This window comes from Mycetocola sp. JXN-3 (assembly GCF_014522285.1).
Taxonomy (GTDB): domain Bacteria; phylum Actinomycetota; class Actinomycetes; order Actinomycetales; family Microbacteriaceae; genus Mycetocola; species Mycetocola saprophilus.
On sequence record NZ_CP041635.1, the window covers coordinates 1,548,783 to 1,571,149 of the forward strand.

The window sequence follows — 22,367 nt, forward strand, 5'->3', positions numbered from 1 at the left end:
TTGGGAGATCGGGGTCGCGGTGTTGTAGAGTATAAGAGTTCCAAGCGCGAGAGATCGGGCAAGGAAATCTGGGTCTGTGGCGCAGCTGGTAGCGCACCTGCATGGCATGCAGGGGGTCAGGGGTTCGAGTCCCCTCAGATCCACCCCCGTGCATTAGCACAGTAAAACCCCCGTCTTCGGACGGGGTTTTTGCGTTGTACCGCAAACGGCGTTTGCCACTCCCGGATCGGGGTGGCGTCGGCTTGCGGCGGATGCCACTATGGGGTGTGCCTAAATCCTCCCACTCGCGCAAAAAGATCGCGCGTCGCCTGAGCCGCTCGCTGACCGAATGCATCCCGGTTGAAATTGTCGACCGCTTCTCGGATGGGGAAACTCGCACGGGTCTGGTGCTGGCCCTGGGGGAGGACTGGATCCTGCTGCAGAGCATTCGGGATGCGGGGTTCTACGATGGCTATGCCATTCTGCGTCGAAAGGACATTCGCGGAGTCCGCCTACGGGACACCTTTGTCCCCTATCTGCGTGAGCACCGCGAGTGGCCGCCACCGCTTCCCGCCGGGGAGATCAACCTGGCTTCCGCGGCGACCATCCTCGCCGATGTGGCACGGATTTCTTCGGTCTTCATATTTGCCGAGGAGCGACGCCGCCCCGGTGCGGTGTGGTTAGGGACCCCGGTGGAGTGGGATGCTCGGGCAATGTGGATCGTGATGATCAATCCGGATTGCACCTGGGAAGACGGCGCCCGGGAGGCCCTGTTCACAAACCTCACCCGGGTGGAGTTTGGCGATGACTACAGCCGCGCCGTTCACGCGGTCGCCGGGCCCATGCCCGCCTGGGGATCCGAACCCTCGGAGGATCCCTCCTCGGAGTAGCGAGCCGTGGGGGGAGATGGCAATTGCCGCCTGCCCCGTGCCACTATGGGGTGTGAAAAACACGCAGCAGAAACCATCGAAGATTTCCCGGCGACTCGAGCAAAGTCGGCGCGAGGCTGTGCCCGTGCGAATCCGGCACAAGGGGGTACCTGGAGAACCCCTCGACGGTATTTTGCTGGACGTCTCGGCCGAGTGGACCCTGATCGCCCGGCTGCGTGATGGGGCCTATCTCAACGGTTACTCGGCGATCCGGACCGCGGAGATTTCGGCGGTTCGTCCGGATGACCGCTTCCTGCCGTTCCTGAAAGCCCAGCGGAACTGGCCGCCTGCGCGGCCGACCCGCCCGATCGATCTGGGGAGCGCGCGGGGAGTGGTTCGGGGTGCGCTCGACAACGCGCCCGTCATTGGGTTCTATCGGAGCACCGGATCTTCCGGAGGTTTCTGGATTGCGCGCGGGATTGCCGTCGTCGAACCGCACTGGTGGTATCTGACGATCTCGCCAGAGGGAACCTGGGACGAGGGGGATGAGCGGGCGCGAATCGATGAGGTGTCCCGCGTCGACTTCCTGACCGACTACATCTCGGTCCTCCGGGAGAGCGCGGGTTCGCCGCCCGAGGATTCCGTCATGGTGACCCGTTCGGTGGGTGCCGCGCGCTAGCAAATTCGGGGACGGGGCCGGGAGCGAGAAGCCGGGCAGGGGTCACCCTGGGAATTTCTACAGTTGTGTTGTACAGTTAGCCTGTACGAATGGAGTTCCTCATGATTCTCACGAAGTTTGCCCACGCCTGCGTTGTGCTGGCCACCGATACCGCCTCCCTGGTGATTGATCCGGGGACCTTTACTCCCGAGGCCGCCTCCCTCCTGGAGTCGGTGGATGCGGTCCTCATCACCCACGACCATTTTGACCATGTGGACGAGGAGGCGCTGAAAGCGGCGCTCACCGCCCGTCCCGAGCTGCGGGTGTTTGCTCCTCAGACGCTCGCCGAGCGACTCCCCGGCGGTTCCGTCCACGCCGTCTCCGACAGGGAGAGCTTTGCCGTGGGAGACATCGATGTGCGCGTCTTTGCCGGCCAGCATGCGGTGATCCACCCCGATATCCCGCAGATCGACAACGTGGGATACCTCGTGGGTGGCACGGTTTTCCACCCCGGCGATGCCTATCTTGTGCCCGAGGTTCCGGTCGAGGTGCTGCTGCTGCCCACGAGCGGGCCCTGGACCAAGCTCGGAGACGCGGTGGGCTACGTGCGCGCGGTCGCCCCCACCCTGGTCGTCCAGATCCACGAGCTGATGTTGAGCGAGCTGGGTCAGCGATCCACCGCCAACTTCATCGGCACCGAGGGGCTGACCGATGTGCCGTTCCTGATTCTGCCGCCGGGGGAGAGCCTCGACGTGGATCCGGTATCGTCGGCCTTCGCGTAGCGGAGCTGGATGCTATTTGGTGATCGTCGCGGTGAGTCGATCGAGGATGCTCGAGAGGCGCTGCAGGTCGCGCCGCTCCTCGGCCGTTAGTTCTTCGGCGATCGCCGCATCGATCGTGGACGCTCGGCCCGCGCGCGCCTGGCCGAGGGCCGCGCGGCCCGGGTCGGTGATAGTGATGAGCAGGCTGCGTTTGTCGTCGGGGTTCGGGGTTCGGTCCACCAGTTCGGTGCGTTCCAGATCATCGACCGTCACACGCATGCTCTGGTGGCGGACGTTGCGCTTCCGGGCGAGCTCGGCGATTGTGGCGGGACCCTCGCGGTCCAGATATCCGAGCGTCGCGGCCTGGGCATCGGGCAGGGTGTCGGCGGATGCCCGGGTTGCGCGGACAAAATCGCCCACCGATCGACGAAGCTGTTCGGCCCACTCTGAAGATTCGATCATGGTGAAATAGTACAGCAAGGCTGTATTCGAATTGATCTGGGCGATGCCGGTTGCCCGGGTGGGTCGCGGTACCGAAACCGTCACGCTCGAAATCCACCCCGCGGAGATTGTGCTGCGCCGTCGCGGCTCCCGGCGCGTGTACGCCCTGACGGAGCTGACCCGCGTGTACCTTGTGGCCTTGGGCCGCGGTGCACGCATCGAGGTGCAGACCGCGAACGGGGATCCGATCACCCTGCTCACGGGCCTGGCCCGTTCCGCCCACGATGGCTCCGGCACGCTGACGCAGATCCCCGCCGAGGCCGCCAGGATGCTCGCGGATGCCGGCCTTGCGGCGGACGGCACCGAACCAAACCGGCAGTCCTTCACCCGCAACCTGGCGAACACCCCCGTCTCTCCCCACCGGGTCTGAGGTTCGGCCGCTTCGGGTGCGCGTGCGGGGTGGAAGCTCACCCATCACCCCAACCAATGATCGTTGAGGTATCGGGGTTGGGGCGTTGTCCACAATGCCGCGACTTCGCGGATCTCTCCCCAGATCCTGTGCTTCGCGGCGCCCGCGGGACGGGGATTCTTAGCGTTAGTGGATGACGAAAACTCAACCTCTCCGCTGCGTGCGATGGCCCACTATCGCGCTGGTGTTGGTCGCGGCTTCGGCATTTATGCTGGCGATTCTGGATTCGCTTGACGTGTGGGGGCTTGCACTACTGTTTCGGCGTGGGGGTTATCTTGCAGGATTCCTCATTCTTCTACTCGGACTCTATCGAGCCCATAGGTCCGCGCAACGAGAAGACAAGATCTTCGAGAATCGACGCGCGAGCGGCGAGCGAAGCGCCGCATCGCTGGGATTTACCGTGGCACAGATTCTGCGCGCGATTTCCGTCTTAGTGACGGCATCCAGACGTCGGCGTGCGTCTGAACTCGGCGCTGTAATCCGAAGCATCGTGACTCAGGCCTCGCGACAGCTAGACGCGCAATTAATCATCGCCGTGTGTTTTCGACTGGGTGGGTCGGAAGCCGGTGTGCGTGTCCTACTCCCGTGGTTTTCGACTGCCGACGGATTGCCAGGGGGACTACTGAGTGCCCAGTTTGAGAGACATGAGTTCCGTGAAGCCTCAGCGAAGACGGGGTTGTGGCGGCTCGTTGACTCGGAAATCGACCAGCTCCTGATAACAGATGTGAACGAGCAGCGTCGAAGGGGACGACATGTTCCGCTCGGACTGCTGAGCGGGGCACTTATTGCGCTACCCGTGCGGGTCTCAGGTGTGACCGTCGGTGTGCTCGCCGTCCTGAGCGAAGTCCCTGATTGTTTCGCGGGCGGTGACCTGGTTGTCCTCCAGTGCTTTGGCGAAGCTCTGGGGATAGCGGAAGGCCTCGCGGGTTCACGCGGTTTACCCGTGCACCCCCGGTGAATGAGGTGGCACAGGTATGTCTTTTGGGTGGATTCGGATCTAGCCTGATCGAAAGGAGGTGAACGATGCGAGATATGTGGGTTTGGACGATAGAGACCGGCAGGTGGGAGCCTGATGATAGGCAGGAACAGATCGAAGCCGAGTGGACGGAATACCTGCGCAAATTTGAGGCCTCTCAGGCGGATTTTAACCGGCAGATGGGACTGAGCAGGTCGAGCAGACGCCGACGTTGGTTTCGGCGGAAAGGTTAGCTGCGCGCGAATACACGAACCGCCGCCACCCGAATTGGGTGACGGCGGTTGTATCCGCGGAGAGGCCTCTGCGGGCCTAGTCGCGAGGACTCACGGATGTGAAGCCTAGTTGACCTCCAGCGGGCCATTTCGGGGTTGCGCCCGTCGCGAGGGCTTCCCCGCCGCGTTCGGTGGCGAAAAGTTCCCGCAATGGATGTTGGTCCGAGGTGCATGAATAAACTGTGGCGCTGACGCCCGCATTCCGCTAGTGTTTGGCCAGCCGCACGATCGCGAAAATCGCACTACTTTGTTGTGAAATGTATTGTGACGACGAATAGCTGTGGATACCCGCTGCACTAACCGGAATGAGATTCCCCCACATGCCCCCTGCCCTGACACGGCCATACTTCCGTGCAAACTTCCAACTCGCGGCGGTCGCCACCGTGGCGCTCGTCATGATTCCCGTTGCTAGCGCTGTCCTGAGCTCCGACGGGGCGGCGGCGGTACCCACGCCGTCGTCGACCGCATCCACGCTCGCCGAAGTTGCTCGGCCGAGCATCTATACCCAGACGACCGCGGGAACGTGGCTGCAGGGCGGAGCGGTGGATCCCACCCGTGACCGACTGTACCTGGCCGATGACCAGAAGGATGACACCCCGAGCCTCTCCGTTCTCAACCTGAGGAATGGAACGGCGTCAACCATTCCGCTGGATGGTGAAACCTATGCGCTCGATGCGGCCGTCTCGCCCGTCGGGGGGACCGTGTACGTCGTCCACAACACCACGGATGGGTTTGTCTCCGTGGTCGATCCCGATGCCACGTACACCGCGACGTCGCTGCCTCCCACCGTCGAGGTTGGGGGGAACCCCCAAAAGGTCGAGGTGGGAGCGGATGGACGCGCCTACGTCGTCAACGTGAGCGGCGACACGGTCTCGATCCTCGGACGCGCGGACGGCGCCGATAAGCTCAAGGTCGTTCAGACGCTGTCGTCTGTCGTCACGGCCGGGGCAACGAGCGCGATCGACAACGACCGCAACCGGCTCTTCATCGCGAGCGAGTATGCGAAGCTCGTCACCGTGATCGACACCGCGGCTACCCCCGCAGCAGTCATCGGCACCTTCCCGGTCACCGACGCCCCCACGGGTATCGGCGTGGACCCGCGAACCGGAGCGGCCGTTATCGCCAGCTCTGACACCAACGCCGTGTCCTGGTTCTCTTCCAACAACGGATGGGCGACGGCCGAGATCATTCGCAGCGAAGCCCTCGGAACCGTGAACGCTGACACGCTCCTCCCGCTCTCTGTCGACGTGCTGAAGGATGGTACGGCTCTGGTGGTCACACAGGTTTTCCCGTCAGAGACGAAGTCCTTTGTCTCTGTGGTGCCCGCCGAAGCGGGTGTTGCCCGGACAATCCCCGTGGGAAACCTCGCTTTCTGGGGCGTGCTGGATCCGCAGCAGGGCGGTTCGTTCTACGTTCCGAACGCGGGCAACGGAAACGTCTCTGTCCTTTCAAATGTCACCCTGAGCGCCATCGCCTCACCCGTCTCCTACGGGCAGGAGGTCGAAGCCAAGGCCACGCTCGTCCGGGCCGACGGATATCCGATCACCGGTTCGATCGCCTTCGCCGACTCCGCAAACGATCCTCTGGGTACCGCGACCGTTGACGCATCCGGAATCGCGACGTTGAACCTGGGTGTAAAGTCTGCGGGGAGTTTCCCGTTCACCGCGACGGTACAGTCCCCGGTAGCCGTCGCGCTGAGCGCCACCGCATCTGCTACCACGTCAAAGGCATCGTCAGGCACGTCGATCGCCGTTGCCCCCGCGGCGCTCGTTGAGGGTGGCAGCGCCTCGGTGACCGTGTCCGTTACCGCCAGCCACGGAACGGTACCCGGAGGTACCGTGACGCTCAGGAACGGTGCGTCGGCCATCGGCTCGGCACCCCTGGTCGCTGGACGGGCCACGTTACCGCTGAGTAACCTGACCGCGGGCACCAGCCAGCTCGTCGCTACCTATTCGGGAGACGAGAATCATGATGCTTCGGAGTCTGCCGGTGTCACTCTGTCGGTGCAGGCGCGAACCGCCGCGGCCGTCGTCAGCAAGCCCACCGCAGGGGTCGGCGATAAGCTCACGATCAATCTGACGGGTTTTGTCCCTCGCGAGACCATTAACCTCACCCTGCACTCTGATCCGATTGAGCTGGGGAGCGTCGTTGCCGACGAGGCGGGATCTGCTGTGTTCACGTTCGCGCTTCCGGAGGTGGCGGCGGGAAAGCACACCATTGTTGCGGTGGGTGCTTCCTCGAATCGCACGAGCTCAACGGAGATCCTGGTTCCCGAACCCGGGACCGACCCCGGAACTAACCCCGGGACCGACCCCGGAACTAACCCTGGGACCCACCCCGGAACCAACCCCGGAGCCGAACCGGGCAATGGTCTCCCCGAGACCGGTGCGACCGGTGTGCCTCTCGGGGTGGCATTGGGAGCATTCGCGTTGCTGCTCGGAGCTGGCCTGCTGGGAGGGCATCGACGCGCACAGCGCTCACGCAATTCATAGGGCCTCGCGGGGCGAGCGGCGGGGTCGGGTGGCGAGTGTGTCGCCAGTCCCCGCCGCCACCTCTGGCGCTCCTGCGGTCGCAAACCCGGCACCTCGCTGCTGAGTAAGCCCGCGGGGGTAAACGCGACAAAACCGCCGTCGCCCGAGTTGGGCGGCGGCGGTTTTTCGTGCGGCTGACTAGTTGAATTCGAGCGGGTGGGTGCCCACGCGGCCCGAGCCATCCAGCGGGTCAATACCGTCGATAGCGGCGATTTCGGCGTCGGTCAGTGTAAAGCCGAACACGTCGAAGTTCTCGGCCATGCGCTCCTTGCGGGTCGACTTGGGGAAGACGATGATCCCCTTCTGCAGGTGCCAGCGAATGACCGCCTGTGCGGGAGTGACTCCGTGAGCTTCGGCGGCCGCGGCCACCGCGGGGTTCTCGAACAGCGGGTACTTGCCCTGGCCCAGCGGGCCCCAAGACTCTACCCGGGTCCCATTCGCGGCGGCCCACTCAAGGACGTTGCGCTGCTGGTATGCGGGGTGCAGTTCGATCTGGTTGATCGCGGGCACCTCACCGGTGGCGGCTACGAGCGCGTCGAGGTGCTCGGGCAGGTGGTTGGAGACACCGATTGAACGCGAGAGGCCCGCGTCACGAATCTCGATCAGCTTGGTCCATGCGTTAACAAAGGTTTGGCGCTCGGGGGTGGGCCAGTGGGTCAGGTACAGGTCGACGTACTCGAGGCCGAGCTTGTCCAGGCTGGTGCGGATGGCCTCATGCGGCAGCTCCTCGGCCTGGTGGTCGTTCCACAGCTTGGTGGTGATGAAGAGTTCTTCGCGCGGGATGCCGCTCTTGGCAATGGCCGCGCCGACACCCTCCTCGTTCTGGTAGATCGCCGCGGTGTCGATGTGGCGGTAGCCCACCTCGAGCGCCTCGGTGACTGCCTTTTCTGCTTCGTCGGCCGGCACCAGGAAAACGCCAAAGCCGAGCTGAGGGATCGAATGTCCGGAGTTCAGTGAAATCTTAGGAATGCTCATGTCCTCAGCCTAGGGAGGGGTAATCTAGAAGTCCAACAGTTGATACTGATGGTTTTGAGAAGTGGAACTAATACATGGATTTGCGCCAGCTGGAACACCTCGTCGCCCTCGCCGACGAACGCCATTTTACGCGGGCTGCCGAGGCGTCCGGCATCTCCCAGTCGGGTCTGTCCTCCTCGATTCGGAACCTCGAACAGGAGCTGGGCACCCCGCTTTTTGATCGCACCTCCCGGCGTGTTGAGCCCACCGAGGCGGGGCTCGCCCTGATCCCACATGCCCGGTTGATGCTCGAGCAGGCGGCTCGCGCCCGTGATGCGGTCATCCAGACCTCGCATCAGGTCTCCGGATCGCTGCGGATCGGTGCCGAGCAGTGCCTCGGGTTTGTGGATATCGCCGCGGTGCTTGACCGCTTCCACCGGCGCTATCCGCTGGTGGAAACCGAGTTTGTCCAGGCGGGGTCCCACGAGCTTGTGGGCAAGGTGCGCTCGGGTGCTGTGGACGTGGCTTTTGTGGCTGCAAATCGACACCTCGGCGCGCTGCCACGCATGGTGATTGGTCAAGAAACCTTCGTAGTGTTGCACGCGGCCTCACATCCACTCGCCGCGATCGCGAGTCCCGACTGGGACGATCTTGCCCGAATGGAGTTCGTAGATTTTGCCCCTACCTGGGGTGTGCGCACCCTCAACGATGAACTCCTGGAGGCTCACGGGGTGAATCGTCGGGTGCGCTGCACGGTGACCGATGTGCATACGCTCCTGGAACTGGTAGGCACGGGGATGGGCATTGCCATCGTGCCCGAGCACGTCATCGGTAAGCCGGAGGCGCGGGAACTGATGGTGCGCTCACTTCCGGGGGAGGCGGTGGCGGACTGGACGGTCTCGGCGATCACCACCACGGCCACCGCCGAACATCGCACGGTTCCCGCCAGGCTCCTGCTGGAGCTGCTGGAATCCGGTCGCTGCCTGCCCGATCACTGCACCCCCGAGCATGCGCATCGGGAGTACGCGGCACGCACTCTGGGCCGGATATCCTCCGCCCGAACCGAGGCACCCGGCTCGAAAAGCTTGGAGCTGCTCACCCCCGAATCGATCTCGGGTTAACGCGAACACGCGGGTTCGCTCACCCGGACCGGATGGTGTGGGGAGCGAACCCGCGTGTGGGTGTGGGGATTAGCCCAGGGTGATGCCGTCCTCGAAGTCGGTGGACAGGCTGACCTCACGCCAGGCCTCCGCCTCACTGTCGAAGGCCGAACGAGCCTCACCCACCAGGCGCAGCGCATCCGAACCCAGCATCAGGTGTGCCGGAGGAGTCTTGGAGTCCAAGACGGTGAGGAGAGCCAGGCCCGCGGCGTCGGGGTTGCCGATCTGGTTGCCGCTCATTTTCAGGCGGCCCTCACGAATCGGATCCATAACCGAGTTGTAGTCCTCAATGCTGCGCGGTGCCCGGGTCATCGAGGATCCGGCCCAGTTGGTACGGAACCCGCCCGGTTCGATGCTGGTGACGTGGATACCAAAACTCGCGATCTCGGGACGGAGGGCATCGGCTAGGCCCTCCACCGCATACTTGGTGGAGTTATAGGCGGTCAGGCCGGGGAAGGCCCGCAGGCCGCCCATCGAAGTGATGAACACCACGTGGCCGGCCCGACGCGAGCGGAGGTAGGGCAGAACCGCCCGGGTGAGCTCGATCACGCCGAAGACGTTGACCTCGAACTGCTCACGCACGGTGTCCAGCGGGGTTTCCTCAAATGCGCCCTCAACCCCGTAGCCGGCATTGTTGACCAGCGCGGTAATCGGGCCGATTTCCCGCTCAACCCGCTCAATCGCCGGGGCGATCGCCGAGGTGTCGGTGACATCAAGCAGGATGCCGTGGGCGCGTCCCGGTGCCAGGGCCTCGAACGCGGCGATCTGTTCGGGCCTGCGCAGCGTGCCAATAACCGTGTGTCCTGCTTCGAGTGCGGCAGTGGCAAACGAACGACCGAGGCCGCCGCTCACGCCGCTAATCAGAATGGTGTGTGTCATGGGAATCCTTGGAAAGAGAAGTGTGTGGGGACGCCGCGGGGAGGAGCCCGCGGAGCGCGTTCAGCGCCAGTGTGGTCGCCGCGTCCTCGGTGAGGGGGTAGTGTCCGGTCAGGCGACGGAAGATCAGCGGTCCGAACAGGATGTCGATCACGTCGTCAATCGGAATGGTGGGGGAGGCATCCCCGCGATCAACCGCACGCTGCCAGAGCGTGGCAATCGCCGTGCGCCGGCCGTCGAGGAAGTACTCGCGGAAGTAGGCGGCACCGGTCGGATCGTCCACGCAGGCGGCCAGCAGCTGGGCAAAAACCGCCCCCAAATCACTGGCGTAGAACGCGCTGACGCGGCGGACCTGCTCGGTGAGATCGGCAACGCTGTTCCCGGTGTCGGGCAGTGGGAGCGCGCCCGCCATCAGGCGCCCAAACGCCTTGGCGGCCACGGCCGTGCGCGAGGGCCAGTGCTTATAAATGGTGGCCTTGCTCACGCCCGACCGGGCCGCGATGGCGTCCACGGTCGCCGCCGGATACCCACCCTCGGTCAGCAGCTCCTCGGTCGCGCGCAGAACCGATTCGTGAATGCGGTCGCTGCGGGTCCCGGTGGGGTGGCACTGAATGCCGTCGGGTACCTCGGCGGGTGGGGGCGTGGGCATCGGGTCCTCCGTGGTTAGCTCAGCGCGGAAAGCGCTGCCATCTCGTCCGCATCCAGGCTAATGTCCGCCGCGGCGTTGTTCGAATCGAGGTGGGCGAGGGATGAGGTTCCCGGGATGGGCAGCATCGCGGGGGAGCGGTGCAGGAGCCAGGCCAGGGCCAGCTGCGCCGGGGTGGCACCGTGGGTTTCGGCAATCTGGGCGAGTGGGCTGTCGGGGCCGGCGAGCTTCCCGGTGGCGAGGGGGAACCAGGGGATAAAGCCGATGCCGGCGGCCTCGGCGTAGTCCAGCAGGTCTTCGGCACTGCGGTCGCTCAGGTTGTAGAGATTCTGTACCGAGGCGATCCGAGTGATGTCGGATGCCGCCTTCAGCTGGTCCACGCTCACCTCGGACAGGCCGATGTGGCGAATCTTGCCCTCGACGCGCATCTCTTCGAGGACCCCCAGCTGGTCCGCCAGGGGGAAGTTCGGGTCGATTCGGTGCAGCTGGAAGAGATCGATCCGATCCCGCCCCAGGATGCGCAGGGACATCTCGACCTGCTGACGCAGATAGGCGGGCTGGCCCAGCATCGTCCATTCCCCGGGTCCCTGACGGGTGAAGCCCGCCTTGGTGGCGATCACGATCTCGTCGCGGTAGGGGTGGAGGGCCTCGCGGATCAGGCGCTCGGTGACGCTGGGGCCGTAGGAGTCCGCGGTATCAAACAGGGTCACGCCCTGCTCGGCCGCGCGGCGGAGGACCGCGATCGCGGTGTCGGGGTCCGCGGGCTCACCCCAGACTCCGGGGCCGGTGAGCTGCATGGTGCCGTAGCCCAGTCGGGTGACGGGGAGGTCGCCGCCGAGGAGGAAGGTGCCCGAACCGGCTGCGTGTGGTGTTGACATGGTGTCCTTTCAGAACTGAACTGTACGTTTAGTTTAGTTCTGTCCCGCCGGTTGTCAAGCCCGCGTGTTCGCGGCGTGCGAACGGCAAAAATCCCCGGGTTTCCGGGGTAAAAGCGAGGAGTCTCGCAAAATGCGACAGCATAACGTGCGAAATCGGCGCCACCCATTGACGGGTAGATACCGAGGCGTATGGTTCCGGATGGGCCAGGCGAGACGTTCGCCGGTCCGGGAAGGAAATCATGGCTACCTATGATGTGGCAAACCGTTCGGCAATCGTGTCCGGAGCGGGTGCGGGAATCGGCCGCGCCGTCGCGGAGCTCCTGGCGGCAAACGGAACGGCGGTGCTGCTGGTGGATCGGGACCAGGCCGCCGTCGAGGCCGTTTATCAGGAGATTATTTCGCGCGGAGGCACCGCGGCCACCTATGTCGCCGATGTGACCAGCCCCGACTGGGGAACCGAGTCGGTCCGCCTAGCCGAGGCGATGGCGCCCCTGGGCATCGCCGTCAACAACGCGGGCATTTCGGGACCGTCGGCGCCGCTGACCGAGTACACCCCCGAGGACTGGCACCGCGTGATCGGCATCAACCTCGACTCGCTCTACACCGGCATGCGCGCGCAGATCCCGGCGATGGCCGCCCACGGTGGTGGCGCCGTGGTGAACCTCGCCTCGATCCTGGGCACCGTGGGCCAGGCCGGTGCCTCGGCCTATGTGACCGCCAAGCACGGCGTGGTGGGGATGACCAAGTCCGCCGCGCTGGAGAATGCGCGCACCGGCGTGCGGGTTAACGCGGTTGCCCCCGGATACGTGCACACCCCGATGATCCAGAACATCACCACGCCCGAGAGCTATGCGGCACTCGTCGCGCTGCACCCGATGGGTCGCCTCGCCACCGCCGAGGAGATCGCCCAGATGATTGCCTTCCTTGCCAGTGATGCCGCCGGATTCGTGACCGGAAGCACCCACCTCGTGGATGGTGGCTACAGCGCCCGATAGGGTGTGCGTTCGCCCCGGGCTGATCCCAAACCCCGGGGCGATCCCGAAACTCTCAGGCTGGCTGTCATAGGGTGGAAGCCTTCCCCGCACGTTCCCGGCCCTCGGGCCACCGAGAAAGCTCCCCCTATGTCGCCCAACCCGTCCCCGTCCCGCGCCCGCCTTGGCGCGCGCGGACGCGCGATCATCGTCTTTGTGATCGCCCTCGCCGTGTTTGTCGCGACCTATCTGCTCGGGGTGCAGAACGATGTCGGGCAGCGTGCCGAAAATGCACTCCTGCGTGCCTCGACCCTCTCCAGCAACGTTCCGCCGCCGCTGGACTGGGTCAGCCTGCAGTCCATCGGCATCATCGCGGTGGTGATCGCGCTGATCGCCCTGTTCCGCTCGGGAATCGGGGGTGCGATCCACGCGGTGCTGGCGATCGGGGTGTCCGTGCTCTCGGCCAAGGCGCTGAAGAACGTGTTCCTGGAGCGTCCCGAATTCCACCTGGAAAACCCAGGGAACTCGTTCCCCAGCGGGCACGCGGCGGTGGTGTCGGTTCTGGTGATGGCGCTGATCCTGATGCTGCCCTCCACCGGACGCTGGATCGTGATGCTGCTGAGCGCCCCGCTGCTGATCACCATCAGTGCCCAGCTACTCATGTTTGGCTGGCACCGCCCCAGCGACGTCTTTGGCGGTTTCGCGCTGTCGCTGGGCACGCTGGCCCTGGGAACCGTCATTCGTCCCGCACGCGGCCCGGTGGAATCCGGCACCCGCGGGCTGCGCCTGGTGCGCACCCTCTTCATGGTGCTGGGGACGCTGGCGTTCGCGGTGGCGTTTGCGGTGGGGGTGGCCGGGCTCGGTGCCGGGCTGAACACCCGCGTGATGCTGGCCGGGGAGATTGCCGGCGGCGGCGCCGCGCTCTGGGTGCTTGCCCTGGTCTCGCTGCTGCGGATCCCGGTGCGCGGCCGGCGCTAGCCGGGTAGGCCCGTGCCGAGCCGCGCGCGGCTCCGGTGTCTCGAGCGTGGTGCCTTCGATCGAGGCGCGGATCTGACCCTAGGCCGGGAGCACCGTCGAGAGCAGTAGCACGTTGACCGCGGTGCCCGCGAAGATGCTCAGCAGCGCGTTGTGCTTCCAGAGCTGGAGCCCGATCGTGACGTTCAGCGCGATGAGCGTGGGCAGGGCGGGGGAGGCACTGGTGACATCCAGATCCCGCAGGCAATAGAGCACCAGCACGATCATGATGCCCGCGGGCAGCTCCTCGGCGAGATAGCGCACGGCGGCGCTGTGCCGAAGCGGGGTAACCGCGAGCAGGGGAACCGCGCGCAGGGCAAACGTGATGCCGCCGGCCACCAGCACGGTGGCCAGGAGATAGCCGGGATCGATCATCGTTCCTCCTCCGGGTGGTCCGCGTGCGGCGTGGATTGTGCGCGGCGAGTGCGCATCCAGAAGCGGACCAGGAGCCCGGCGGTCAGCAGCGACATCGCGATCGGCAGCATGTGTTCGGGGGACAGCGCGATCCCGATCAGGCCCGATAGCAGGGCGATGATCGCGGTGGGCATGTCGCGGCGGGCGCGGAATGCCTCGATGGCCAGCACCACAAACAGGGCCGTCAGTGTGAATTCCAGGCCGGGGAGGTGGAGGTCCAGCCGGTTCCCGGCCAGCGCGCCGACGGTCGCGCCGAGCACCCAGTAGAGCTGGCAGAGCACCTGGACGCCGATGATGCGGGTGCCGGTCCAGTTCTCCCGGGGACGACCGGTGGTGATCGCATAGGCCTCGTCGGTCATCGCATACGCCGAGTACAGCTTGCCCAGGCCCGGACGCACCCGCTGGATCGGGAAGGAGAGCGCGTAGAAGACGTGGCGGACGTTGACCACCAGGGAGGTCAGCGCAATCGTGGAGAGTGGTGCGGCGATCAGCACCAGGCCCACCAGGATGAACTCGAGCGATCCCGCATAGACGACGGCGGTGAAGATCGTGGCCCACCACCAGTCCAGTCCCGCCTGGGAAACCAGCAAGCCGAAGGCGAGTCCGAGCGGGAACAGTGCGCCGCCGGCACCCGCGGTATCAAAAAACGCCAGCCTGAGCTGCCCGAGACGCGCCCGACGTCCGTCTGGGCGGGGTCGAGCGCCACGCCGGGGTGTGGGTGCGGGTTCAGTGGTCACAACGCAATTTTAGGAAAAAGCGTGGCTTATTTTGTACCCGATATGAACCTAGAATGGTAATTATGAGCAACAAACCCGCCCTGGACGCCATCGATCAAGAGATATTGTTACTGCTTGCGCGAGACGGACGGATGTCCAACGTGGATTTGGCACGTCGAGTCGGCCTGACCCCGCCTCCGTGCCTGCGACGCGTACGTCGACTGGAGGAGGCGGGCATCATCGCCGGCTACGGTGCTCAGGTTGACTACACCGCGATGGGGCGCGGTTTTGAGGTGGTTGTGGCGGTGGACATCGGGGTGAACGACCGGGTCACCATGGAGAAGTTCGAGCAGGACGTCATCGCGATGCCCGAGGTGGTGGAGCTGCGCCGGATGTTCGGCCGTCCCGACTACTACATCCGGGTGGCCGTGTCCGATTCGGATGCCTACGAGATGTTCCTCACGTCCAAGCTGTCCACGCTCTCCCCGGTGACCCGGGTGGACTCCCACCTCACCATGAAGCTGTTCACCGACACGCTACCCGAGGGGGATGCGCGCTCGTTTGAGCCCTAGTCCTCGGGCTGAGTCGGCGCGACAATCGTGATGGTCCCGGTGTGCACGGCGATCTCCTCGGCGGAGATCAGCGTAATCGGGCCGGTGTGCGGATCCGCGGGCACCACGGTGACCGGCATCGTCGGCGTGGGTTCCACGCTCGCCGGCAGTCCGCCGAGCATCCGCGAGGAGATCGCCAGCGCGACCAGTGCCAGTGCCGCGGTGAAGGCGAAGACCAGCAGGAATGGTCCGCTGCCGCCGATCAGGGCCGAGCTAAACAGCACCCCGGCGATGGCCAGCGAGATGGCGCTTCCGAAGGAGTCGGCGATGGTCAGTGCCGCCGAGTTGAAGCCCTGGTTGGTGGGGGTCGAGTGGGCCAGGGTCAGCACACCCAGGCGCGGGTAGAGCATGCCCACGCCGAGACCGGCGAGGGTCCAGGCGCCCAGGGCGATCCACGGCGAGAGGTGCAGTAGCGCGACCACAAACAGTCCGCCGATCGCCACAAACGCGATGATCGGGGCGCTGCGGGCGATGAAGGCGTTGGGCAGGCGGTCGCCCATCCGTCCCTGCAGCGCCGATCCCACGGCCCAGCTCACGGCGCCACCGGTGAGCGCGAAGCCCGCGGCGGTGGGGGAGAAGTCGTAGTGCTCGATCAGCAGGTAGGGCACGTAGATCTCGGCGCCGAAGAAGGTGGCGGCGACCACCGCGCGCATGCGGATGACGCCGGGCAGTCCCCGGCGCAGTCCCAGGACGCCGGCGGGCAGCAGCGGGCGCACGGCGATCAGCCCGATCACCAGGGCAACCACGGCGACCACTAGGCCGCCGGGGCCCTGCTCGCCGGCCAGGCTCAGGGTGAGCACGGACACGGCGGCCAGGGTGGCCCAGAGGATGCGCGGGGCGTCCCAGGCGGCGCGTACCGGGGCGGTGCCGTCGGCATCCGCCGCGCGCAGCGTGTGCTCACTGGCCGAGAGACGGCGCAGCGTCGGGGTGACCAGCGCCAGGGCGCACACCACGAGGACCACAACCCCCAGGAAGACCCAGTGCCAGCTCCAGGTGTCGGCCACAAATCCGGCAATCACCGGTCCCACCAGCGAGGGCAAAACCCAGGCGGCGGAGAAGCAGGCAAACATCGGCGGGTGCAGGCGCGGGGGCAGCGCCCGGGCGACCATCACGTAGAGGGCCACGGTGATCGCGCCGCCACCCATGCCCTGAGCCAGGCGGCCCAGCAGGAACGGGAACATCGCGGTGGCCAGGCCCGAGGCGATCAGGCCGATGGTGAACATCGTGACCGCGCCCAGGAGCGGCCGGGTGGGGCCCGAGCGGTCGGCCCAGTTGCCGGCCACGACCATGCCGATGATGCCGGTGGACAGGGGGCCGGCGAAGGCCAGAGCATAGAGGGATTGCCCGTTCAGATCGGCGCTGATCACGGGCATGATGGTGGTCACCGCCATCGATTCAAACGCACCCAGAAATACCAGGGCGCAGGCACCCAGGGTGACACTCAAAAAACGGCGGGAAAACAGGGAATCCTGTGCGGGGGAAGGGGAAACACTCACACGTTTAACTGTAGTGGTCGAATCGATTTGAAAACGCCGTGAGGAGGGGGTGAAAGCGCCCGTTTATCCAGTGTTCACGGGCGCCCCGACACCCTAGTCCTGCCAGAAGGCGTCTTCGGCTTCCTGGTCGGTGCTGAAGAGCCAGATTTCGGCGATGCGGTCATCGGCGATGCGGAACACATCCACCCCGTTCATGCCCAGGTCGGTACGTCCGGGACGCTGTGCCGAGAAGGCCACGGTGGTGGCCACGGTGTCACCGTTGACCATGCGGGTCTGGGTCTGCAGGGCGAAGGTGCCCTGGCTGCGCTCCATGAACCCACCCAGCAGGGCGAGCACGGCGTCGGGTCCCACGTGGTCGCCGGAGAGCGGGTTGGTGCCCGGCTGGTGCCATACAACCGCGGGGTGCAGGGCGGCGGCCAGGGCTGCCATGTCTCCGGTGGCGAGGGCGTCTTCGTAGCGCTGGTAGGCGGCGGGAATGCTCATGATTTCTCCTTGGGGTTGTCCTAGGACAGTTATGTCATGATGCATTCGGTTACTTCAACGTAACCGGCATCTCGGCACTAGGCTAGGGTCAACCCGGAGTGAATGGAAGACCTGTGGAGTGGAACATTTTTTCGCGCAGCTGCCCCTCGCGCACCTCGCTCGCGCAGATTGCCAATAAGTGGACGGCGATGATCGTGATCAGCCTGGTCCCCGGGCCCGCCCGTTTTGGCGAGCTGCACACCCGGATCGAAGGCATCAGCAAGAAGGTGCTCACCGATACGCTGCGCTCCCTGGAGCGCGACGGCATGCTGATCCGCGACGACGGACGCTATGCCCTCACCGAACTGGGACGCACGCTCGAGGAACCCCTGAAGGCGCTCCAGGTGTGGGCCGAATCCCATATCGAGGACGTCCTGGACAACCGCGATCGCTATGACAGCGCCGCCGATGAGGCGATCCTGGCGGGGATCTCGCGCGCGTCCTAGCCGGAGGTGTGGAGACGGAGCCTCGCAGGGCTCCGCAGCCGACGGTGTTTAGGCTGCCGGTGCTTGGGCTGCCAGTGTGTGGGCCGCCGGTGTTTAGGGCTTAGGGGTCTTGGGCGGGGTGCCCGGGGAGCCCTCGGGGCGGGTGCGCTCGAGGTAGTCGCCCACGTAGGTGACCACCATGCGTGCCGATTCGGTGAGGAAGAACTCGTCGCCCTCGGGGGAGAGTTCAAACGCCCGCGAGACCAGCGAGTCGGTGACCTCCACAACCACCTCGATGTGGCGGCCAAAGTCGGGACGCGGGACCACGTTGAAGTGGTTGGCGAACAGCTCGCCCACGCGGCGGGCGGCGATCATCCGGTTGGTTTCGGTGGCATCGTCCTGGTGCTCATCGATGATGTTGCCCAGTCGCAGCCAGCGGAATCCCGGCTCGGTGCGGAAGAAGTCGGCGTAGCCGGCGATCACATCGGTCACGGCCTCGTCCCAGTCGGCCTCGGGCCGGTGCGAGATGCGGGCCACGATCGCCTCGAACACGCGCTCCTGGTTGCGGGTGGCTAGCGCACGGGCCACGGCGGGCAGGCCGTCGAAGTAGCGGTAGATTCCGGGGCCGGACATGCCCACCCGGCGAGCCAGCAGCGAGAGCGAAATGGCCGAGTAGCCCACCTCGTCGATCAGCTGGGCAAAGGTGTCCAGGATCAGGGTCACCCGCTTTTCGCTGCGCTCCTGGCGCGGTGCGCGGCGCATGCCGGTGATTTCGCCGGCGGGGGTGGTGCTGTCGGACTGGGGGAGTCGATCGCTCGTCATGGACGGCTCCTTTCGAAGGGCTGTCCCAGTTTAGGGGATTGTGCTTGGGTGTTGCGTGAGTGTATACGGCGTGGGGGAACCTAGCCGCCCGAGGGGGTAAACCGGTACCCCATGCCCAGCTCGGTCACGAAGTAGCGGGGGCGCGAACCATCGGCCTCCAGCTTCTGCCGAATCTGGGAGAGGTACACCCGAAGATAGTTGGTTTCCCGGCCATACTCGGGACCCCACACCGCGTGTAGCAGTTCGGTCTGGCTGAGCAGCCGCTCGGGATTGCGCGCAAACTGCTCGACCAGCAGCCACTCGGTGGGGGTCAGGCTGATCGGGGTGCCCTCGACCCGGACCCGCTTGGTGGCCAGATCGATTTCGAGTCGCCCATCGGCAGTGGTCACGCTCGCCTCGGCCCGTTCGGGCGTGCCGCGACGCAGGGCCGCCCGCAACCGGGCGAGCAGCTCGTCCATCGCAAACGGCTTGGTCACGTAGTCGTCGGCCCCGGCGTCTAGCGCCTCGATCTTGCTCGCGGACTCCTGCCGCGCGGACACGATCAGGATCGGCACCCGCGACCAGCCACGGATCCCGCGAATCACCGTGAGCCCGCTCACATCCGGCAGGCCGAGATCCAGCAGGATCACGTCGGGGTGTTCGTGGGCGGCGAGGTCCAGGGCGCGGGTGCCGTCGGGGGCGTGCAGCGCCCGGTAGCCGCGCGCCCGCAGGTTCACCAGCAGGGCGCGGGCGATGTTGGCATCGTCTTCAACCACAAGAACCGTACTCACGGTGTGCTCCTTTCGGGCGGGGTTAGGGGGCGGAGGGCAGGGTCAGAACCATGGTGGCGCCGCCGCCGGGGGTTTCCTCCACGTCCAGCGTGCCACCGATTCCCTCGGTCAGGCCCCGCGCCACGGCGAGTCCCAGGCCGATTCCGGTTCCGGCGGGGGCATCGCCCAGGCGTTGGAACGGGCGGAACACCGTGTCCTGTTCGGTGCGGGGGATGCCCGGTCCGTGATCGATCACGCGCAGCTCCACCCGATCCTCGACCCGGCCGCCGGACACTCCGACCTGGGCGCCGGCACCGTGATTGAGGGCGTTATCCAGCAGGTTGGCGAGGATGCGCACCAGCAGCCCGTAGTCGCCGAGCAGGCGCAGATCCTCGGGGATCGACAGCGAGATGTCGGGATCCCCGGGCAACGCGGCCAGGGCGCCGGCCACCACGTCGGTGGCCTCCAGGGGTGCCTGTTCGAGTCGGATCTCCCCGGCCTGAATCCGGCTCATGTCCAGCAGGTTGGTGACCAGGGTGTTGAGCCGGTCGGTGGAGTCCTCGATGGTGAGCAGCAGGGCGGCCTCATCCTCGGCGCTGAACTCCACATCCGGCAACCGGAGGCTCGACACCGCGGCCTTGATCCCGGCCAGCGGCGTGCGTAGGTCATGGGAGACCGCGGCCAGCAGCGCGGTGCGGATCGAGTTGCCGGCGGCGAGCTCCTGGGCCTGCACCCGGGCACGGTCCAGCTCATCCTGGGCGAGGACGCCGAGTAGGCGGCCCGCATAGGCCTCGAGCACCCGCTGATCGGAGGCCGAAACCGGCGTGCCCACCAGCAGCAGCGCGTGGGTCTTGTCGATCCGGATCGTGCTGGTTGCCGAGCCCGGACCCTGACACGCGGGTCCCGAGGTCGCCACGGCCTGCCACACATCGGCGCCGGTGGGTTCGGGATTATGCGAGGCCAGGGTGACCGCGTCCTGACTGAAGGTTTCGCGCAGGCTGTCGAGCAGCGACTGGACCGAGGCTCCCTCGCGCAGCACGCCCCCGGCCAGCTCGGAGAGCAGTGCCGCCTGGGCCTGGGCCGCGGCGGCCTCGGTGGTGCGCCGCGCGGCGAGGTCCACCACGCGCGCCACCCCGGCGGCCACCAGCAGGAACAGCACCAGCGCGACCACGTTCTCGCTCTGGTAGATGGTCAGGGTGTGCACGGGCGGGGTGAAGAACCAGTTGACCAGCGCGGTGCCCACCAGTGCGGCGGTGATCGCCGGCCAGAATCCGCCGAGCAGCGCCACAAACACCACCAGGGTGATGTAGCCGAGCAGGGTCAGGCTGAGCGAGGTGGCACCGGGACCGAAGCTGAGGAAGAGCGCGGTGACCACGACCGGACCGGCCAGGGCGGCGATCCAGCCGGCGATCCGGCGCGAGCGGGTCAGCGCGGCCCCGCGACGGGCGCGCGGTTCGCGTTTGCCGTGCGCGGCCTGATGGGTGACCATGTGCACGTCGATATTGCCGGCCGCGGCGATCACGCGCGAGCCGATGCCCGGTCCGCGCAGACGGCGCAGCCAGCCCGAGCGGCTGACGCCGAGCACCAGCTGGGAAGCGTTGACCGAGCGGGCAAAGTCGAGCAGGGCCTTTGCCGGGTCCTCACCCACCACGGTGTGCCAGGTGCCGCCGAGCTCCTCCACCAGCGTGCGGGCGCGGGCCAGCGCGGTGGCGTCGGAGGCGCGCAGGCCGTCGTCCTGGATCACGTGTACGGCGAGCAGCTCGCGTCCGGCGATCCGTCCCACGATGCGGACCCCGCGGCGCAGCAGCGTCTCGGTTTCCGGGCCGCCGGTCACCGCGACCACGATGCGCTCGCGGGCGGGCCAGGTGGTGTTGATGCTCTTCTGGGTGCGGTACTTTTCCAGCAGCTCGTCGACCTGATCGGCGAGCCACAGCAGCGCGAGTTCGCGCAGGGCGGTGAGGTTGCCGATCCGGAAGTAGTTGGCGAGGGCGGCGTCCACCCGGTTGGCCGGATACACGTGTCCGGCGCCGAGTCGGGCGCGCAGCTCATCCGGAGTGAGGTCCACCAGCTCGATCTCGTCGGCGGCGCGCAACACCCGGTCGGGAATGGTCTCGCGCTGGGTGATCCCGGTGATCGCGGTGACCACGTCGTTGAGGGATTCCAGGTGCTGAATGTTCAGGGTCGTGTAGACGTTGATCCCCGCATCCAGCAGGGTCTGCACCTCCTCCCAGCGCTTCTCGGGACCGCCGGTGGTGCCCTCGGTGTGCACCACGCTGTGGGCCAGCTCGTCCACGATGGCCAGCGTGGGTTTGCGTGCCAGGATCGCATCGACGTCGAGCTCGCGGAAGCTGCCGCCGCGGTAGGACACCTCGCGCAGCGGAATCGCCGGGATGCCCGCCCGCAGCTCGCGGGTGCGCTCCCGACCGTGGTCCTCGATCAGCCCCACCACCACGTCGACCCCGGCCGCGTGCCGGTCGTGGGCATCCTTCAACATGGTGAAGGTTTTTCCCACGCCCGGCGCGAAACCGAGGTAGACCTTGAGGGTGCCACGGGCTACCCGTTCGCTCACTGAGCCTCGCTTCCTGCGGCATGCTCAAGAGCCAGGTTCAGCTCCAGCACGTTGACGGTTGGGACGCCGATGAACCCCAGTAGCGGTTCCTCGGTGTGTTCGCGCACGAGTCTGGCCACGGTCTCCTCGGAGAGGTGACGGGCGGCGGCCACGCGTGCGCTCTGTAGCCGAGCGTACTCCGGGGAGATGTCCGGGTCGAGGCCCGACGCGCTGGCTGTCAGCGCATCGGCGGGAACCTTCTCCGGGGACACGTTCTCGGTTTTGGCCACCTGGGCGCGCAGATCGTCGATCTGCTTGGCCAGGTCCTTGGAGGTGGGGGCGAGGTTGGAGGCACCGGAGTTCAGGGCGTCGTACTTGCCCGCCGAGGGGCGCGGGTTGAACCAGGTGTCACCGGTGAAGTCCTGGCCGATCAGCGAGGATCCCACCACTTTGCCATGGTCGGAAACCAGCGAGCCGTCGGCGGCCGCGGGCATAGCCCGTCCCACCAGGAGGATGGCCGCCGGGTAGAGGATACCCAGCAGGACCGTGAGCACCAGGAGGGTGCGCAGCGCGGTCCCGAAGGAGCGCAGTGAGGAGGATGCAGACATG

Annotated in this window: 23 protein-coding genes and 1 tRNA gene; 11 read left to right on the top strand and 13 right to left on the bottom strand. The window is 66.2% G+C overall.

The window, feature by feature from the left end; all coding sequences use genetic code 11:
* The first annotated feature begins 70 nt into the window (after nucleotides 1–70).
* The 4 genes from C7C57_RS07165 to C7C57_RS07180 all read left to right on the top strand — a co-directional run bounded on the left by C7C57_RS07165 (nucleotide 71) and on the right by C7C57_RS07180 (nucleotide 2,288).
* Nucleotides 71–143 (top strand) — tRNA-Ala (locus tag C7C57_RS07165).
* Nucleotides 144–266: 123 nt separating this feature from the next.
* The gene (locus C7C57_RS07170; protein WP_187978113.1) at nucleotides 267–869 is read left to right on the top strand and encodes a hypothetical protein; all 603 of its coding nucleotides are present in this window, start codon (nucleotides 267–269) and stop codon (nucleotides 867–869) included.
* Nucleotides 870–993: 124 nt separating this feature from the next.
* The gene (locus C7C57_RS07175; RefSeq protein ID WP_187978114.1) at nucleotides 994–1,527 is read left to right on the top strand and encodes a hypothetical protein; all 534 of its coding nucleotides are present in this window, start codon (nucleotides 994–996) and stop codon (nucleotides 1,525–1,527) included.
* Between the two features lie 101 nt (nucleotides 1,528–1,628).
* Nucleotides 1,629–2,288 (top strand): MBL fold metallo-hydrolase, encoded by a 660-nt coding sequence (locus C7C57_RS07180; RefSeq protein ID WP_187978115.1) that lies wholly within the window; start codon nucleotides 1,629–1,631, stop codon nucleotides 2,286–2,288.
* 12 nt (nucleotides 2,289–2,300) lie between these two features.
* Here C7C57_RS07180 and C7C57_RS07185 read toward each other — a convergent pair whose 3' ends face one another.
* Nucleotides 2,301–2,729: a MarR family transcriptional regulator gene (locus tag C7C57_RS07185; RefSeq protein WP_187978116.1), complete on the bottom strand. Its 429-nt coding sequence runs from the start codon at nucleotides 2,727–2,729 to the stop codon at nucleotides 2,301–2,303.
* A gap of 31 nt (nucleotides 2,730–2,760) precedes the next feature.
* Here C7C57_RS07185 and C7C57_RS07190 point away from each other — a divergent pair, with 31 nt between their 5' ends.
* Together C7C57_RS07190 and C7C57_RS07195 are read left to right on the top strand one after the other, a co-directional pair.
* Nucleotides 2,761–3,138, top strand: a complete 378-nt coding sequence (locus C7C57_RS07190; protein WP_187978117.1) for a hypothetical protein — start codon at nucleotides 2,761–2,763, stop codon at nucleotides 3,136–3,138.
* A gap of 1,682 nt (nucleotides 3,139–4,820) precedes the next feature.
* Nucleotides 4,821–6,917 (top strand): Ig-like domain repeat protein, encoded by a 2,097-nt coding sequence (locus C7C57_RS07195; protein ID WP_223144797.1) that lies wholly within the window; start codon nucleotides 4,821–4,823, stop codon nucleotides 6,915–6,917.
* A gap of 177 nt (nucleotides 6,918–7,094) precedes the next feature.
* Here C7C57_RS07195 and C7C57_RS07200 read toward each other — a convergent pair whose 3' ends face one another.
* Entirely contained in the window at nucleotides 7,095–7,931 is an 837-nt protein-coding gene (locus C7C57_RS07200) for an aldo/keto reductase (RefSeq protein WP_187978119.1), read from the bottom strand.
* Nucleotides 7,932–8,005: 74 nt separating this feature from the next.
* Here C7C57_RS07200 and C7C57_RS07205 point away from each other — a divergent pair, with 74 nt between their 5' ends.
* Nucleotides 8,006–9,031: a LysR family transcriptional regulator gene (locus C7C57_RS07205; RefSeq protein WP_245601216.1), complete on the top strand. Its 1,026-nt coding sequence runs from the start codon at nucleotides 8,006–8,008 to the stop codon at nucleotides 9,029–9,031.
* Nucleotides 9,032–9,100: 69 nt separating this feature from the next.
* Here the strand turns inward: C7C57_RS07205 and C7C57_RS07210 are convergent, their stop codons facing one another.
* From C7C57_RS07210 to C7C57_RS07220, 3 genes are read right to left on the bottom strand one after another with little or no spacing between them, the layout of a single operon-like run.
* The gene (locus C7C57_RS07210; RefSeq protein WP_187978120.1) at nucleotides 9,101–9,949 is read right to left on the bottom strand and encodes an oxidoreductase; all 849 of its coding nucleotides are present in this window, start codon (nucleotides 9,947–9,949) and stop codon (nucleotides 9,101–9,103) included.
* Nucleotides 9,927–10,595 carry a TetR/AcrR family transcriptional regulator gene (locus tag C7C57_RS07215; protein ID WP_187978121.1) on the bottom strand — a complete coding sequence of 223 codons (669 nt, stop codon included), beginning with the start codon at nucleotides 10,593–10,595 and terminating at the stop codon, nucleotides 9,927–9,929. The genes C7C57_RS07210 and C7C57_RS07215 overlap by 23 nt, the downstream gene beginning before the upstream one ends.
* A 14-nt stretch (nucleotides 10,596–10,609) precedes the next feature.
* Nucleotides 10,610–11,470 (bottom strand): aldo/keto reductase, encoded by an 861-nt coding sequence (locus tag C7C57_RS07220; RefSeq protein WP_187978122.1) that lies wholly within the window; start codon nucleotides 11,468–11,470, stop codon nucleotides 10,610–10,612.
* 239 nt (nucleotides 11,471–11,709) lie between these two features.
* On the opposite strand from C7C57_RS07220, the gene C7C57_RS07225 reads away from it, so the two are divergent.
* Nucleotides 11,710–12,465 carry an SDR family NAD(P)-dependent oxidoreductase gene (locus C7C57_RS07225; protein WP_187978123.1) on the top strand — a complete coding sequence of 252 codons (756 nt, stop codon included), beginning with the start codon at nucleotides 11,710–11,712 and terminating at the stop codon, nucleotides 12,463–12,465.
* Nucleotides 12,466–12,591: 126 nt separating this feature from the next.
* A complete protein-coding gene (locus C7C57_RS07230) occupies nucleotides 12,592–13,419 on the top strand; it encodes a phosphatase PAP2 family protein (RefSeq protein WP_187978124.1) in 828 nt (275 codons plus the stop codon).
* 78 nt (nucleotides 13,420–13,497) lie between these two features.
* Here the strand turns inward: C7C57_RS07230 and C7C57_RS07235 are convergent, their stop codons facing one another.
* Both C7C57_RS07235 and C7C57_RS07240 read right to left on the bottom strand, forming a co-directional pair.
* Nucleotides 13,498–13,830 (bottom strand): branched-chain amino acid transporter permease, encoded by a 333-nt coding sequence (locus C7C57_RS07235; RefSeq protein WP_187978125.1) that lies wholly within the window; start codon nucleotides 13,828–13,830, stop codon nucleotides 13,498–13,500.
* Entirely contained in the window at nucleotides 13,827–14,606 is a 780-nt protein-coding gene (locus C7C57_RS07240) for an AzlC family ABC transporter permease (protein WP_223144798.1), read from the bottom strand. The genes C7C57_RS07235 and C7C57_RS07240 overlap by 4 nt, the downstream gene beginning before the upstream one ends.
* 62 nt (nucleotides 14,607–14,668) lie before the next feature.
* Here C7C57_RS07240 and C7C57_RS07245 point away from each other — a divergent pair, with 62 nt between their 5' ends.
* On the top strand, nucleotides 14,669–15,157 hold the full coding sequence (locus C7C57_RS07245; protein ID WP_081864054.1) for an Lrp/AsnC family transcriptional regulator: 489 nt from the start codon (nucleotides 14,669–14,671) through the stop codon (nucleotides 15,155–15,157).
* Here C7C57_RS07245 and C7C57_RS07250 read toward each other — a convergent pair.
* Complete coding sequence (locus tag C7C57_RS07250) at nucleotides 15,154–16,692, bottom strand: MFS transporter (RefSeq protein ID WP_255505803.1); 1,539 nt, start codon at nucleotides 16,690–16,692, stop codon at nucleotides 15,154–15,156. The genes C7C57_RS07245 and C7C57_RS07250 overlap by 4 nt on opposite strands.
* Before the next feature lie 93 nt (nucleotides 16,693–16,785).
* Nucleotides 16,786–17,175 carry a nuclear transport factor 2 family protein gene (locus C7C57_RS07255; protein ID WP_187978126.1) on the bottom strand — a complete coding sequence of 130 codons (390 nt, stop codon included), beginning with the start codon at nucleotides 17,173–17,175 and terminating at the stop codon, nucleotides 16,786–16,788.
* A gap of 113 nt (nucleotides 17,176–17,288) precedes the next feature.
* On the opposite strand from C7C57_RS07255, the gene C7C57_RS07260 reads away from it, so the two are divergent.
* A complete protein-coding gene (locus tag C7C57_RS07260; protein WP_255505804.1) occupies nucleotides 17,289–17,660 on the top strand; it encodes a helix-turn-helix domain-containing protein in 372 nt (123 codons plus the stop codon).
* Nucleotides 17,661–17,753: 93 nt separating this feature from the next.
* On the opposite strand, the gene C7C57_RS07265 is transcribed toward C7C57_RS07260, so the two are convergent.
* From C7C57_RS07265 to kdpC, 4 genes are all read right to left on the bottom strand, one after another.
* Nucleotides 17,754–18,461 carry a TetR family transcriptional regulator gene (locus tag C7C57_RS07265; RefSeq protein ID WP_187978127.1) on the bottom strand — a complete coding sequence of 236 codons (708 nt, stop codon included), beginning with the start codon at nucleotides 18,459–18,461 and terminating at the stop codon, nucleotides 17,754–17,756.
* An 80-nt stretch (nucleotides 18,462–18,541) separates the two neighbouring features.
* Nucleotides 18,542–19,231: a response regulator gene (locus C7C57_RS07270; RefSeq protein WP_187978128.1), complete on the bottom strand. Its 690-nt coding sequence runs from the start codon at nucleotides 19,229–19,231 to the stop codon at nucleotides 18,542–18,544.
* Between the two features lie 22 nt (nucleotides 19,232–19,253).
* Nucleotides 19,254–21,779: an ATP-binding protein gene (locus C7C57_RS07275; protein WP_255505805.1), complete on the bottom strand. Its 2,526-nt coding sequence runs from the start codon at nucleotides 21,777–21,779 to the stop codon at nucleotides 19,254–19,256.
* Entirely contained in the window at nucleotides 21,776–22,366 is a 591-nt protein-coding gene (gene kdpC / locus C7C57_RS07280; RefSeq protein ID WP_187978129.1) for a potassium-transporting ATPase subunit KdpC, read from the bottom strand. The genes C7C57_RS07275 and kdpC overlap by 4 nt, the downstream gene beginning before the upstream one ends.
* Nucleotide 22,367: the final 1 nt, after the last annotated feature.

Excerpts from the sequence above, each read along its gene's own strand:
- C7C57_RS07180 (WP_187978115.1), top strand. The coding sequence starts at position 1,629 with ATGATTCTCACGAAGTTTGCCCACGCCTGCGTTGTGCTGGCCACCGAT.
- C7C57_RS07185 (WP_187978116.1), bottom strand. The coding sequence starts at position 2,729 with ATGATCGAATCTTCAGAGTGGGCCGAACAGCTTCGTCGATCGGTGGGC.
- C7C57_RS07195 (WP_223144797.1), top strand. The coding sequence starts at position 4,821 with ATGATTCCCGTTGCTAGCGCTGTCCTGAGCTCCGACGGGGCGGCGGCG.
- C7C57_RS07200 (WP_187978119.1), bottom strand. The coding sequence starts at position 7,931 with ATGAGCATTCCTAAGATTTCACTGAACTCCGGACATTCGATCCCTCAG.
- C7C57_RS07205 (WP_245601216.1), top strand. The coding sequence starts at position 8,006 with ATGGATTTGCGCCAGCTGGAACACCTCGTCGCCCTCGCCGACGAACGC.
- C7C57_RS07210 (WP_187978120.1), bottom strand. The coding sequence starts at position 9,949 with ATGACACACACCATTCTGATTAGCGGCGTGAGCGGCGGCCTCGGTCGT.
- C7C57_RS07215 (WP_187978121.1), bottom strand. The coding sequence starts at position 10,595 with ATGCCCACGCCCCCACCCGCCGAGGTACCCGACGGCATTCAGTGCCAC.
- C7C57_RS07220 (WP_187978122.1), bottom strand. The coding sequence starts at position 11,470 with ATGTCAACACCACACGCAGCCGGTTCGGGCACCTTCCTCCTCGGCGGC.
- C7C57_RS07225 (WP_187978123.1), top strand. The coding sequence starts at position 11,710 with ATGGCTACCTATGATGTGGCAAACCGTTCGGCAATCGTGTCCGGAGCG.
- C7C57_RS07230 (WP_187978124.1), top strand. The coding sequence starts at position 12,592 with ATGTCGCCCAACCCGTCCCCGTCCCGCGCCCGCCTTGGCGCGCGCGGA.
- C7C57_RS07235 (WP_187978125.1), bottom strand. The coding sequence starts at position 13,830 with ATGATCGATCCCGGCTATCTCCTGGCCACCGTGCTGGTGGCCGGCGGC.
- C7C57_RS07245 (WP_081864054.1), top strand. The coding sequence starts at position 14,669 with ATGAGCAACAAACCCGCCCTGGACGCCATCGATCAAGAGATATTGTTA.
- C7C57_RS07255 (WP_187978126.1), bottom strand. The coding sequence starts at position 17,175 with ATGAGCATTCCCGCCGCCTACCAGCGCTACGAAGACGCCCTCGCCACC.
- C7C57_RS07265 (WP_187978127.1), bottom strand. The coding sequence starts at position 18,461 with ATGACGAGCGATCGACTCCCCCAGTCCGACAGCACCACCCCCGCCGGC.
- kdpC (WP_187978129.1), bottom strand. The coding sequence starts at position 22,366 with ATGTCTGCATCCTCCTCACTGCGCTCCTTCGGGACCGCGCTGCGCACC.